The 12,575-nt window shown below is 59.4% G+C and carries 11 protein-coding genes and 2 tRNA genes; 5 read left to right on the forward strand and 8 right to left on the reverse strand.

The genetic code is table 11. The features are described from left to right. The first annotated feature begins 22 nt into the window (after nt 1-22). The 3 genes from HAQ05_RS14945 to HAQ05_RS14955 are packed head-to-tail and all read left to right on the forward strand — an operon-like array spanning nt 23 to nt 2,485. Nucleotides 23-859 carry an ABC transporter permease gene (locus HAQ05_RS14945; RefSeq protein WP_202988085.1) on the forward strand — a complete coding sequence of 279 codons (837 nt, stop codon included), beginning with the start codon at nt 23-25 and terminating at the stop codon, nt 857-859. After that, nucleotides 856-1,632, forward strand: coding sequence for an ABC transporter permease (locus HAQ05_RS14950; RefSeq protein ID WP_190421938.1), 777 nt, complete (start codon nt 856-858; stop codon nt 1,630-1,632). Before HAQ05_RS14945 ends, HAQ05_RS14950 begins: the two co-directional genes overlap by 4 nt. A gap of 31 nt (nt 1,633-1,663) precedes the next feature. Beyond that, nucleotides 1,664-2,485, forward strand: a complete 822-nt coding sequence (locus HAQ05_RS14955; protein WP_190421940.1) for an ABC transporter ATP-binding protein — start codon at nt 1,664-1,666, stop codon at nt 2,483-2,485. 133 nt (nt 2,486-2,618) lie between these two features. On the opposite strand, the gene uxuA is transcribed toward HAQ05_RS14955, so the two are convergent. The 6 genes from uxuA to HAQ05_RS14985 form a co-directional block, all read right to left on the reverse strand. Further along, nucleotides 2,619-3,794, reverse strand: a complete 1,176-nt coding sequence (gene uxuA / locus HAQ05_RS14960) for a mannonate dehydratase (RefSeq protein WP_190421942.1) — start codon at nt 3,792-3,794, stop codon at nt 2,619-2,621. A gap of 17 nt (nt 3,795-3,811) precedes the next feature. After that, nucleotides 3,812-5,269 (reverse strand): mannitol dehydrogenase family protein, encoded by a 1,458-nt coding sequence (locus HAQ05_RS14965; RefSeq protein ID WP_190421944.1) that lies wholly within the window; start codon nt 5,267-5,269, stop codon nt 3,812-3,814. 27 nt (nt 5,270-5,296) lie between these two features. Continuing rightward, nucleotides 5,297-6,589, reverse strand: a complete 1,293-nt coding sequence (locus HAQ05_RS14970) for an MFS transporter (protein ID WP_190421946.1) — start codon at nt 6,587-6,589, stop codon at nt 5,297-5,299. A gap of 67 nt (nt 6,590-6,656) precedes the next feature. Continuing rightward, a complete protein-coding gene (locus HAQ05_RS14975; RefSeq protein ID WP_190421948.1) occupies nt 6,657-7,688 on the reverse strand; it encodes a Zn-dependent oxidoreductase in 1,032 nt (343 codons plus the stop codon). Between the two features lie 66 nt (nt 7,689-7,754). Then, a complete protein-coding gene (gene manD / locus HAQ05_RS14980) occupies nt 7,755-8,966 on the reverse strand; it encodes a D-mannonate dehydratase ManD (protein ID WP_190421950.1) in 1,212 nt (403 codons plus the stop codon). 4 nt (nt 8,967-8,970) lie between these two features. Beyond that, complete coding sequence (locus HAQ05_RS14985) at nt 8,971-9,972, reverse strand: sugar kinase (protein ID WP_190421952.1); 1,002 nt, start codon at nt 9,970-9,972, stop codon at nt 8,971-8,973. 152 nt (nt 9,973-10,124) lie between these two features. Between HAQ05_RS14985 and kdgR the strand changes: the two genes are divergently transcribed. Then, nucleotides 10,125-10,922: a DNA-binding transcriptional regulator KdgR gene (gene kdgR / locus HAQ05_RS14990; RefSeq protein ID WP_190421954.1), complete on the forward strand. Its 798-nt coding sequence runs from the start codon at nt 10,125-10,127 to the stop codon at nt 10,920-10,922. 377 nt (nt 10,923-11,299) lie between these two features. Here the strand turns inward: kdgR and HAQ05_RS14995 are convergent. Beyond that, nucleotides 11,300-11,376: transfer RNA gene (locus tag HAQ05_RS14995), tRNA-Asp, on the reverse strand. A gap of 21 nt (nt 11,377-11,397) precedes the next feature. Continuing rightward, nucleotides 11,398-11,473, reverse strand: a tRNA-Val gene (locus HAQ05_RS15000). A 163-nt stretch (nt 11,474-11,636) separates the two neighbouring features. Here HAQ05_RS15000 and rdgC point away from each other — a divergent pair. Next, nucleotides 11,637-12,557, forward strand: coding sequence for a recombination-associated protein RdgC (gene rdgC / locus HAQ05_RS15005; RefSeq protein WP_190421956.1), 921 nt, complete (start codon nt 11,637-11,639; stop codon nt 12,555-12,557). The last annotated feature ends 18 nt before the right edge of the window (nt 12,558-12,575 follow it).

Below are 12,575 nucleotides of genomic sequence, written 5' to 3' on the forward strand. Positions count from 1 at the left end.
GCCCAGACCGAGCCTGGCGCTCATGCCTGCAGCTAAACACCGCCAGCAGCAACCGCTGCCCAGCCTGCGCGCGTTGGCCTGGCGCCGGCGCGCAGCCAAGCTGGATTATTGGCTCTGGCCCTGGTTGCTACCGCTGATCATCCTGGGCCTCTGGTGGCTGGGTGGCCGCCAGCAATGGCTCGGTTCACAAGTATTGCCCAGTCCCGGCGAGGTGCTCGACAGCTTAACCGAGCTGTTGGCCAGTGGTGAGTTACAGCGGGATGTATTGATCAGCCTCGAGCGCGTGCTTGAAGGTTTTCTGTTGGGCTCGGCCCTCGGCTTGGCCTTGGGCGCGGCGATGGGGCTGTCGGAACGCGCCAGTGACTATCTCTATCCGCTGGTGCGTTTGATCGCGTACGTTCCGCTGCTCGGCTGGCTGCCGCTGCTGATGTTGGCGTTCGGTATCGGCGAAACCCTGAAAGCCGTACTCGTCGCCCAGGCAGCCCTGTTGCCAGTGGCGCTGAATACCTACAACGGCATCCGTGCAGTGCCGCCCCATTATGTGGAGGTTGGCCGCATTTACGGGTTCAGCCGCCGCCAAGCGCTGTGGCGGATTATTCTCCCGGCGGCGTTCCCTATGGTCTGGAGCAGTATCCGCTACGGGTTGACCAAAAGCTGGCTGGCCCTGGTGGTGGTAGAACTGTTGGCGTCTTCCGAGGGCCTGGGGTTTTTGATGGTCGACAGTCGCCAACTCTACCGGTTGGACGCGATGCTGGTGGCGGTGGTCAGTATCGGCGTGGTGGGTTTCGTGCTGGACCAAGTGCTGGCCATGATCGAGAAACGCATCCTGCGCTGGCGCCGCGCGGGGTTTGCCTCATGAGCGTGATCAGCCTGCGTAAACTGCGCCGAGGCACGACAATCCCGGCCTTGATCCTCTTGGCTTGGTGGGCGGTGTATGCCTTCGGCATCACTGATTCGAAATTGTTTGTACCACCGGGCCAGGTGCTTACCGCCGCCGCCACGCTGAGCGAGGCCGGCGAATTATGGCCCGCGGTCGGGCAAAGCCTGCTGCGTGCCATGGGTGGCTTCATCCTGGGCGCCGGTATCGGCCTGATCATGGGCGTGTTATTGGGCATGTCGTCACGAACCGAGCGCTTTTTTAGCCTGACGCTGCATTCGGTCAAGCAGGTTTCACTATTCGCCTGGTTGCCCCTTATCTCTGTGTGGTTCGGCTATGAAGACGGCAGCAAGGTGGTATTCATCGCACTGGCGGCGTTTTTCCCGGTGGTGCTCAATACCCTGGAAGGGGTCGGCAACGTGCCGAGGGATTGGGTGGATGTCGCACGGGTGAGCCACTTCACGCCTTGGCAAATGTTTGCCCGCCTGGTACTGCCGGCCGCGCTGCCTTCTATTTTCAACGGTATCTATTTGTCACTGGTGTTTTCCTGGCTGGCAACGCTGGGCGCTGAGTATTTGCTCGGCTCAGGGATTGGGTTGGGCACCCTGCTGTTCGAAAGCCGCGCCGAATTCAAGATGGACGTGGTACTGGTGGGCTTGGTGCTGACAGGGTTCATCGGCTTCGCGCTGGACATCATTGCCAAGGCCACTGAGCGCCGGCTGCTGCGCTGGCGGGAAAACACCGTTGGCGCTTGACGGCCTCATTCACACTTCCCGAGGACTCCACATGGCCCATGCAGCCGCGCTGGAAATCAGACACCTGAACAAGCAGTACATCGTGGACAACCAGCCTATGCCGGTGCTGGAAAATATCGACTTGAGCATCAACCCCGGCGAGTTCATCAGCGTGGTCGGTTCCAGCGGTTGCGGTAAATCGACGTTATTGCGGCTGATCATTGGGCTCGAAAAAGAGTATCAAGGGGAGATCCGTGTAGACGGGCAGCCCATTGTCGGCACCAGCCTGGAGCGCGGAATCGTATTCCAGGAACATCGTCTTTTCCCCTGGCTGACCGTCGAGCAGAACATTGCCGTCAGCCTGCTCAACGCGAACCAGTCGAGTAAAAGCAAGCATGACGCGGTGCACGCGCACATCGAAATGGTCGGCCTCAAGGGCTTTGAAAACGCTTGGCCAGGCCAGTTGTCCGGTGGCATGTCACAACGCGTGGCAATTGCCCGCGCCTTGGTCAGCCGGCCTGAAATCCTCTTGCTCGACGAGCCCTTCGGCGCGCTGGATGCGCTGACCCGCAGCCACTTGCAGCGCGAACTGCAAACGATCCTGCGCCAAGAAGGGATCACCGCGATCATGGTGACCCACGATGTGGAAGAAGCGGTGTACCTAGGGGACCGGATCGTGGTCATGGAACCACGGCCGGGCCGCATCAAGCGCGTGGTCGACGTGCCCCTGGCACGCCCTCGCGATCGGGGCAGCTACGCGTTTGCCGCGATCAAGGCCGATGTGATGGCGGACTTCAGCGAAGTGATTGCACCGCCAGAGCCTGCCCCGCCGCCTACCCACGGGCTGTCGCCCAGTTGGCGATTCAGTTGGTAGCTTTACTCCATGGTGCGCCTGGTAGCTGATAAGCTCGAGGTTGTCGCAGACAGGGCTCTTCAAGACTGTCGTTCTGCAGAGCTTGTAATAAACGGAGCTTTCCCGCTAACTATTTCTCAGTAGTTTCTAATCATCAATTCATCTGGTGATTCACAGCCAATTCTACGCCGCGGATTTCTGCCAGGCCCTTGAGTCGACCGATCAGCGAATAGCCGGGATTGCTTTTACGGTGCTGATCATCGAGCAGTTGATGCCCATGGTCCGGACGTAGCGGCAAGCGTGGGCCACCTTCGCGTTTACGCCTGCGCTCTTCTGCCACCAGGGCACTGATAACCCCAACCATGTCGACGTCGCTGTCCAGATGATGAGCTTCGTGAAAGCTGCGCGGGTCAGCCTCGCGTCGGGTTGAGCGCAGATGGGTGAAGTAAATGAAAGGCGCAAAGTGCTTGGCCATTGCCACCAGGTCGTTGTCTTCGCGTACGCCATAGGAACCGGTGCAGAACGTCAGGCCATTGGCCGGGCTTGGCACTGCGTCCAACAGCCATTGGGCGTCTTCGGCAGTGGACAGGATGCGCGGTAATCCCAGCAGAGCCCGGGGTGGATCGTCCGGGTGGATAGCCATGCGCACGCCCACTTGCTCTGCAGCCGGAATCACCGCGCGCAAAAAATACCCCAGGTGTTCACGCAACCTGGCTTCGTCGATTTCCGCGTAGCTGCGTAGCAAGGCCCGGAAGTCTTCCAGGCTGTAGTGTTCCTCGGCGCCGGGCAGGCCGGCTATCAAGGTGTTGACCAATGTTTCGCTCTGGGCTGGTGTCAGTCGCTCGAAGTAGGCCCTGGCCTGGTGGATATCCTCGGCGCTGTATTCGGCTTGCGCATCCGGGCGCTGGAGGATGAACAGGTCGAACGCGGCAAACGCGGTTTGATCGAAACGTAGGGCCCAACCGCCGTCCGCCAACTCCCAGGCCAGGTCAGTGCGGGTCCAATCCAACACCGGCATGAAGTTGTAGCACACAATATCGACGCCGCAGCTTGCCAGATTGCGCACGCTCTGCTGGTAGTTGGCAATGTACTCGTCGCGTCGACCGCAGCCACGCTTGATGTCCTCATGCACCGGAATGCTTTCCACCACCGACCAACTCAAGCCTGCGGCTTCGATCATCTGTTTGCGCGCCGCGATAACATCCACCGGCCAGACTTCGCCATTGGGGATTTCGTGCAACGCGGTAACAATGCCGGTCGCACCGGTTTGGCGGACGTCCGCCAGGGAGATCGGGTCTTTGGGGCCAAACCAACGCCATGTTTGTTCCATGTGGTTCTCCTTTGTTGTCAGTCGTATGCGGCAAAGGTGTGCAAAAGGCTGCCCATGCCGTCGCAGGCCAGGGCGCCATAGGCCCGTTGCACCGCATCGCGAAAGGCTGAGCGTTCAGCAAGCACAGCCGGGAAAACCTCGTCCAGATTGAGAAAGGCGTCGACCAACGACTCGCCTTCGAACCTTCCTGCGAGATCGGCAAAGGTTGCGCTCAAGGGGTCGTTAACCACGTGCGCCGAACCGTCGGGGAGCGGCTGCGTGCAATAGTAAATCCATGCGGCGATACCCACCGCGGTGCAGGCTAGGCCTCGTCCCATTTCGAGCAACTGCTGTGCGCCGAGCAACCAGCGTTGCGGCAGTTTCTGTGAGCCGTCCATGGCGATCTGGCGTAGGCGATGTTGCAGGCTGTCATTGGCAAAGCGCGCTTTCAGATCGTGGGCGTAGACCGCAAGATCGATGCCCGCCGGCATGTCCAGGGTAGGCGCCGCTTCCTGGGCCATGTAGCGCTCGACGAAGTGGGCCAGATCCGCATCGTTGATAGCCTCGAACACCGATTCGTGGCCGACCAACAAACCCACGTAGGCCAGCAACGAATGGCTGCCGTTGAGCATCCGCAGTTTCATCGTTTCAAATGGGCGAACGTTGTCCACCATCTGCACGCCTTCCACCTCCCAGTCCGGACGACCGAGAGGAAAGTGATCCTCGATCACCCACTGGGTGAAACTTTCACAGACCACCGCCGCAGGGTCGCGGCAGTCCAGTTGCCGTTCCAGCCGAGTGAACGACTCGGCATCCATGGAGGGGACGATCCGGTCGACCATGCAGCTAGGGAACGCCACGTGGTCGTTGATCCACTGCGCCAACCCTTCATCCTGCATCGCCGTCAATGCGCTGACTGCCTGGCGAGTGCGCTGGCCGTTGTCTGGCATGTTGTCGCAGCACAACACGGTGAACGCCGGAACGCCTGCGGCATGGCGGCGGCGCAAGGCTTCAAGGATAATACCGGGGGCTGTACGCGGCGCTTGCGGATGAGCGATGTCATGGGCAATCGCCGGATCCTCAATACGCAACTGCCCGGTGGCAGGGCTCAAGTAGTAACCTTTCTCGGTGACAGTTAGCGTAACGATCCGCGTCTGCGGCGCGGCCATGCGCTGCAACAGCAACTCCAGTTCATGGCCGCCCTCGCCCACATACAAGCACTGGCGCAATACACCAATCTCACGCAGCGTCACCTGCTCGCGGTCGCGATACTCGGCCACATGGTAACGGCCGTCTTGCTCGCGCAATTGATCAACCAATGTCCGATTCGAGCGCAGGTTAGCGCTACACAATCCCCATTCACTTTGGCCATGGCGGTTGAGATGGCGTTGCAGATAGACCGCCTGGTGTGCGCGATGAAACGCCCCCAAGCCAAGATGCACGATGCCGATCTCACGGACAGGGCTGGTAGAAGGCACACGTTTCACAACCGGCATCGACACGCTCCTTCTGTTCATGACTCGTTATGGCCGGCTCAGGGCCGAACTCGATTGCGGGCGTCGCACCTCCGAGTTACCGGTATCCGCCGCCGAAAGAGGTTTGACATAGCGTGCCACACACCCGGCACCGATCACCGTCAATAGCCCCGCCAGCAGGAACGCACTGGTGAACGAACCGGTGAATTGCACCAGGAAGCCGGTCAAGGTCGGGCCAATGACGCCCGAAGTGTTAGCCAGGAAGTGCATGAAGCCACTGACACCCCCCACCCGTGCCGCAGGCACGGTGTCCTGGATGATCGCCCAGTAAATGGCGCCGGTGAGGTACAGGAAGAACACTGCCAAGGCGACGAGAATGACCGCCGGATACAGGGCGTTCACCATCCCGGCAAAGGCAATACAGGCGGCGCAGACCAACAGGCATGTCACCAGTACCACTTTACGGGAGAACATCATCCGCCCGGTTTTCTTGAACACGAAGTCGGAAATGAAACCGCCCAAGGCCAAACCGAGGAAACCCAACAGCCAGGGGATGACCGTGGCGATGCTCATGTCCTTGACGTCCAGGCCGCGGGCCATGGTCAGGTAGCTGGGGAACCAGGTCAGGAAGAAGAACAGCGTGTAGTTGTAGGAAAAGAATGCCAGCGCGGTGAACAGCACCGTCGGTTGCTTGAGGTAGTAACGCAGCGGATGAACCGGCAGCGCCGCAACTTCGCTTTTGCCCTCTGCCTTCAGAATCTCATCGGCGACTTTGCCTTGAGGCTTGTCCTTGACAAACTTGAACCACACCAGCGCCCAGATCAGGCCCAACGTCATAATGATGATGAACGACACCTTCCAGCCGTAACTGATGGCGATAAAGCCTACCACCGGCCCGGAAATCGCGCCGCCCAACGGTGTACCGGACATCGAGGTGCCCAGCGCCCGCGCCCGACGTTTGGGGGTGTACCAGTTGTTGACCATCTTGCTCGTGGTGACGCTCAACGGCCCTTCACCCATTCCGAACAGGATGCGGATGAACACCAGCGACGCGAAGCCTATCGTCAGCACCATAAGGCCGCTGAACAGCGACCACAGCGCCATCGCCAGCAACAGCGTGGTTTTCGCTCCGTAGCGGTCGGCTGCCCAGCCGCCGACAAAGTTGAACACCGTATAGCCGACGAAAAAACTACTGAAGATCATGCCCATTTCACCCGTTGTCAGACCGTAGTCGTTCTGGATGAATGGAGCCGCAACGGACAATGCCGAGCGATCCAGGTAATTAACGACGCCTGCCAGGAACAACATGATGATGATTAACGTGCGGCCTTGACCAAACATTGGAACCTCCCGCTTCTTGTGTTTATTCGGTGAGGGTGCCCAGATGAGCACGACTATTTACAAATGGCTATTGGGGAGCGCCGCTCAGTTCCACGAGGATCTTGCGAGTCTGTTCAGGATGGCTTTCGATCAGCCCGATTGCCGCCGGCATGTCGTCGAAGCTGACGCGATGGCTGATCATTTCCTGGACTTGCAATTTGCCGCTGGCGATCAGTTCGATCACCCGTGGGAACTTGCGATTGTTCAGCCGCGACCCCACCAGCGTCAGTTCTTTCTTGATCATTTCCAACTGCACCAGGTCGCTCGGCACTGCGTTGAAACCCAGCAGGCCAATACGCCCCGCTGGCGAGGCCAGGCGCACCATTTGCGGCATCAGCGCCGGAATGCAGGCCGCATCGACGATCAGCGGCATGCCTTCGCCATGGGTCAATTCGCGCAGGGTCGTCTCGACGTCGACATCCTTGCCGTTTAGGGTGCGGCTGGCGCCCAGGGCCATGGCGGTTTCCAGGCGAGTATCGATGACGTCGGTCACGGTGATATCGGTCAACCCTAGCGCCCGGGCCATTTGCACCAAGGTCAGGCCAATCACGCCCGCGCCGTAGATCAATAGGCTGTCGCCCGGATGGGGCTGCATGCGATCGAGCACATTGAGGGCAATGGAGTAAGGTTCCACCAGTGCCGCATGGCTCAGGGACAACGAGTCAGGCAAGCGATGGGCATTGCCAGCTGGCACGCAGACTTGCTCACTGAAACCGCCATCGCGGTGTACGCCAATTACTTGCAGCCGAGTGCAGACGTTCGGCCGATTGATCCGGCATGGGTAACAGCTGCCACAACTGATTACCGGGTCGATGCACACACGGTCGCCAACCTTAAGGTTCTCGACGCCCTCGCCCACTTCGCGTACCACGCCTGAGAACTCATGGCCGGTCACTCGCGGAAAACGCACAAAGGCGTTTTGCCCGTGGATGATGTGCATGTCCGAGCCACAAATACCGGCGTAGGCGACGTCTACCTTGACTTCACCGGGCGCCACTTGAGGCCTCTCGACTTGCGCCAGGCCGAATTCAAAAGGTGCTTTTACTTGGAAAGCTTTCATCGGGTAACTCCTGCCAGGGCGGGTGGGGCCCTGTGTTCTTATAGTTATTGATCAGTCGAAACGGCCCTACCAGTGCCAGAGCGTGCCGTCTTCAAGGCGATTGACCGGCAAGCTGGCGCGTTTGTAGGGGTGTTTCGCTGCCAGGTTCTCATCGATGTCGACGCCATGCCCTGGGACTTCGCCTGGGGTGAAGTGGCCGTCTTCAAAGCGATAGGCGTGGGGAAAAACCTCGTCGATACGTTCGTCATGGGGCATGTATTCCTGGATGCCGAAGTTGGGCACCCAGGTATCGAAATGCAGCGCCGCGCCCATGCACACCGGCGACAGGTCGGTGGCACCATGAAAGCCGGTGCGCACCTGATAGAGCGCGGCAAAATCAGCAATGCGTCGCACATGAGTAATGCCACCGGCGTGTACCAGGGTGGCACGGATATAGTCGATCAACTGTTCCTGGATCAGTTCGCGGCAGTCATGAATGGAGTTGAACACCTCACCCACCGCTAACGGCGTAGTGGTGTGTTGGCGGATCAGGCGGAAGGCTTCCTGATTCTCGGCCGGGGTGCAGTCTTCGAGCCAGAACAGGTTGAATGGCTCGACCGACTTGCCCAAGCGCCCTGATTCAATGGGTGTAAGGCGATGATGCACGTCATGCAGGATGTGCAAGCCATCGCCAAAGCGCTCGCGCACAGCGGCAAACAACTGTGGGACATGGTTAAGGTATTTGGCGGTGTCCCACACATGTTCGGCGGGCAGGTCGCTGTCGGCCGGTTCGTAACGTTCACCGCTGCGCTTGGCCACGCCATAGGTGGTGGCGATGCCGGGAATCCCGCATTGCACGCGCACGGCCTTGTAACCCAGCTCGACATGACGGGCGACTTCATCCAGGCAACCTTCGATGTCCTTGCCCGTGGCATGCCCGTAGACCATCACCCGCTCACGGCTTTTGCCACCGAGCAACTGGTACAACGGCATCTGCGCAGCCTTGGCCTTGATGTCCCACAGGGCGACGTCTACGGCAGCAATGGCGGTCATGGTCACCGGGCCACGGCGCCAGTAGGCCCCGCGATACAGGTACTGCCAGATGTCTTCGATGCGCTGGGCATCGCGACCGATCAGTGCTGGCAGCACGTGTTCTTGAAGGTAGGCGACCACCGCCAGTTCGCGGCCGTTCAAGGTTGCATCGCCGATGCCGTAGAGGCCGGAATCAGTGATGACTTTCAGGGTAATCAGGTTGCGACCCGGGCAGGTAACAATGACGCGGGCTTCAGTGATTTTCATAGGATCAGGCCTCTGCCGCACAAATAAATGAAGGCATGTCCAGGCTGGGCATGGCGGCGCTGGGGATCAGCGCACCGCGATGCTGGACGACTTCGGCCGCCAGGCGATGGCCCCAACGTGCAGCCAGTTGTGGATCACCGCCTTGCAGGCGGCACGAAAGATAGGCCGCGCTGAAGGAATCGCCCGCCGCCGTGGTGTCGATGATCCGCCCCACCTGCTCGGCAGGCACTTCGAAACGACCTAAGGCGCACTGGACCAAGCACGAAGCGACGCCACGCTTGAGGGCGACTTCGGCGACACCAAAATGCGCGTAGGCGCGGAACAACGCCTCGACATCGGTATAACCGAACAGTGCGGCGTCGTCCTCCCAGGTGATCAGGGCCAGGTCAGTCAGGCGCAGCATGTCCTCATAGGCCTGGCGTGCCGTTGGGGCATCGGGCCACAGATGGGCACGGTAGTTGTTGTCGAAGACGATGCGCGTGCCGGATTCACGGGCAAGGTGCAAGGCCTGCATCAGCCGCTGCCGGCCATTGGCCGTGAGAATCGCCAGGCTGATGCCACTCAGGTAGATGTAGTCGTAATGCGCCAGAGCGTGCAACACAGCGCCGGCGTCAACACCGTCGAACATGCTCCGCGCTGCGGCTTCGCCACGCCAATAGAGAAAGCGTCTTTCGCCTTGGGTGTCGGTCTGGATGAAGTACAGCCCCGGCAGCGCACCCTCGATCACGCGTACATGCTGGTCGCCGACGCCTTCGTCGCGCCACAACTGGCGCATGGCATCACTGAAGCTATCGGCACCGATGGCGGTGATGTAGTCCGCAACAATCCGGGAGCAGGGATTCAAACGGGAAAGATAAACCGCAGCGTTGAGCGTGTCGCCACCGAAGGTCTGGCTGAAACCTAAGGCTGGCTCGCCGCGCATCTCGATCATGCACTCGCCCACCAGCGCCACTTTGAGTGGCCGAGGTGACACGGATTGCGGGCTTTGCCCGGAAAGCACCTTCATAATTACGCGCCTTTGTTATATTTAAAACGGCGTTTCATTTTAAAAAACCTGTGGCCGATTTTAATCAGATATCCTAAGCTGTCAACAAAAATGAAACGGCGTTTTGATCTGCCGGCATATATTTTGGGTTTTCCGATCCCGTTGGAGCCTTCATGGACCACAGCACCATCCAGAATAACGAACTGGTCTCTGCCGTCGGCCGGACGATGGCCGTCCTTGAGGCCCTGGCCGATCATCCAGAGGAAAGCGGTGTATCGGAAATCGCCCAAAAACTGGACATGTCCAAAAGTACGGTTTATCGCTTTCTGCAGTCACTCAAGGCTCGGGGCTATGTAGTGCAGGATGCCGAAGATCGCTATCGGCTCAGCGTTCGCCTTTTTGAACTGGGCGCACAAGCCCTTCCCCACTTGGACATCATCCGTGAGGCGGAACCGGGCATGCGCCGCATCAACGAATTGACCGGCGAAACCGTGCACCTGGGAATTCTCGACGAAGGCAACATCGTTTACGTGCACAAGATCGACTCCAAATACAACCTGCGCATGTACTCACGCATCGGTCGACGTGCACCGCTGTACTGCACCGGTATCGGCAAGGTACTGATGGCATGGTTGGAGCAGCCCGAGCTAATCGCCCATTTGCAGGACGAAAGCTTCGAGCGCCGTACAGCCAACACCCTGACCAGCATCGAGGCCTATCTGCAAGAATTGGAAGTGGTTCGCGCCCAGGGCTACGCCGAAGACCATGAAGAATTCGAAGACAATATGCGCTGTCTGGCCGCACCCATCCGCGACCGCTTTGGTCATGTGATCGGCGGCATGAGCGTGTCATTCCCCTGCTTTCGCTTTCGCGAAGAACTCAAGCAGGACTATGTCAAGCGGCTCATGGAAACCACGGCGCAGATTTCCGGCCAATTAGGCTGGCACGTGCAGCCGATAGCTTCTTTCTGATTATTTTCCGCCCACCAATGCTGGGAGCTACCGGCGGGATTTGGTGCCTTAGAGCCCTTTTGTGCTATGCACGATATCCGACCCCGCAGCCTTTTGGCTCAGTACGTTCGCAAAGTATCGCTTGCCAAAAAATGCGCTCTGCTCTGCCCCGAGCCTGACGCTCGGCGCGCCATCTACGGCTTGCTGTCCTCGGCTAACCCATACGAGAATTGATGAGCAAGAAATCGTAAAAGGCTGTGCCAGCAGTGTAGTTAAATGCGTACTTAAAACCGTGGCTGGCGAGGGATTCCATTGGAATTCAGAAAACAAAAAAAGCGGCACAAGGCCGCCATTTCCGTAGCTTCCAGGCGTTCAGTGGGCCTTGATGGAAGCGAATATGGCGCAGCGGACGGGACTCGAACCCGCGACCCCCGGCGTGACAGGCCGGTATTCTAACCGACTGAACTACCGCTGCGCGATACACCTCGTGAACGAGTGGTGGGTGATGACGGGATCGAACCGCCGACCCTCTGCTTGTAAGGCAGATGCTCTCCCGGCTGAGCTAATCACCCTTCGTCTCTCGGTGTGGCGCGCATTCTACGGAGGGCATACCGCTATGGCAAGCACTTTTTTAATATTTTTCTTCAGTGCTTTCAAAGACCTAGCCAATGGTTGGCGCCGGCACCCGTCCCGGAGAATAATGCGCCCCTTATGCATTGAGGAGACGCAAGCCCCATGTGGTTCAAGAACCTACTGGTCTACCGCCTGACCCAGGATATCCCCTTCGACCCGCAAGCGCTGGAAGGCGCCCTGGCGAGCAAGCCCGCACGCCCCTGTGCCAGCCAGGAACTGGCCACCTATGGCTTCGTTGCGCCGTTCGGCAAGGGCGCCGATGCGCCCCTAGTGCATGTGAGCGGGGATTTCCTGCTGGTCGCGGCACGCAAGGAAGAACGCATTCTGCCTGGTAGCGTGGTGCGTGACGCAGTCAAGGAAAAGGTCGATGAAATCGAAGCCGAGCAAATGCGCAAGGTCTATAAAAAGGAGCGTGACCAAATAAAGGACGAGATCATCCAGGCCTTCCTGCCCCGCGCCTTTATTCGCCGTTCGTCTACCTTCGCCGCCATCGACCCGAAAATGGGCTTGATATTGGTCAATTCGGCGAGCCCCAAGCGCGCCGAAGACCTGCTCTCTACCCTGCGCGAAGTGCTCGGCACCCTGCCGGTGCGCCCGCTGACGGTGAAAATAGCCCCTACCGCGACCATGACCGGCTGGGTCAAGGCGCAACAAGCCGCCCAAGACTTCTACGTACTGGACGAGTGCGAGTTGCGCGACACCGACGAAGACGGCGGCATCGTGCGCTGCAAGCGCCAAGACTTGACCAGCGACGAAATCCAGCTGCACTTGAGCACCGGCAAGCTGGTTACCCAACTGGCCCTGGGATGGCAAGACAAACTCTCGTTCGTGCTCGACGACAAGCTCACGGTCAAGCGCCTGCGCTTCGAAGAGCTGCTGCAGGAACAAGCCGAGCAGGATGGCGGTGACGAGGCCCTGGGCCAACTGGACGCCAGCTTCACCTTGATGATGCTGACCTTCGGCCAATTCCTCCCGGCGCTGTTCGACGCCCTGGGCGGCGAAGACACCCCACAAGGCATTTGACCGCCTGCCCCCCATAAC

It is taken from the genome of Pseudomonas typographi (assembly GCF_014694385.1).
Taxonomy (GTDB): Bacteria; Pseudomonadota; Gammaproteobacteria; order Pseudomonadales; family Pseudomonadaceae; genus Aquipseudomonas; species Aquipseudomonas typographi.

Excerpts from the sequence above, each read along its gene's own strand:
- HAQ05_RS14945 (WP_202988085.1), top strand. The coding sequence starts at position 23 with ATGCCTGCAGCTAAACACCGCCAGCAGCAACCGCTGCCCAGCCTGCGC.
- HAQ05_RS14950 (WP_190421938.1), top strand. The coding sequence starts at position 856 with ATGAGCGTGATCAGCCTGCGTAAACTGCGCCGAGGCACGACAATCCCG.
- HAQ05_RS14955 (WP_190421940.1), top strand. The coding sequence starts at position 1,664 with ATGGCCCATGCAGCCGCGCTGGAAATCAGACACCTGAACAAGCAGTAC.
- uxuA (WP_190421942.1), bottom strand. The coding sequence starts at position 3,794 with ATGGAACAAACATGGCGTTGGTTTGGCCCCAAAGACCCGATCTCCCTG.
- HAQ05_RS14965 (WP_190421944.1), bottom strand. The coding sequence starts at position 5,269 with ATGCCGGTTGTGAAACGTGTGCCTTCTACCAGCCCTGTCCGTGAGATC.
- HAQ05_RS14970 (WP_190421946.1), bottom strand. The coding sequence starts at position 6,589 with ATGTTTGGTCAAGGCCGCACGTTAATCATCATCATGTTGTTCCTGGCA.
- HAQ05_RS14975 (WP_190421948.1), bottom strand. The coding sequence starts at position 7,688 with ATGAAAGCTTTCCAAGTAAAAGCACCTTTTGAATTCGGCCTGGCGCAA.
- manD (WP_190421950.1), bottom strand. The coding sequence starts at position 8,966 with ATGAAAATCACTGAAGCCCGCGTCATTGTTACCTGCCCGGGTCGCAAC.
- HAQ05_RS14985 (WP_190421952.1), bottom strand. The coding sequence starts at position 9,972 with ATGAAGGTGCTTTCCGGGCAAAGCCCGCAATCCGTGTCACCTCGGCCA.
- kdgR (WP_190421954.1), top strand. The coding sequence starts at position 10,125 with ATGGACCACAGCACCATCCAGAATAACGAACTGGTCTCTGCCGTCGGC.
- rdgC (WP_190421956.1), top strand. The coding sequence starts at position 11,637 with ATGTGGTTCAAGAACCTACTGGTCTACCGCCTGACCCAGGATATCCCC.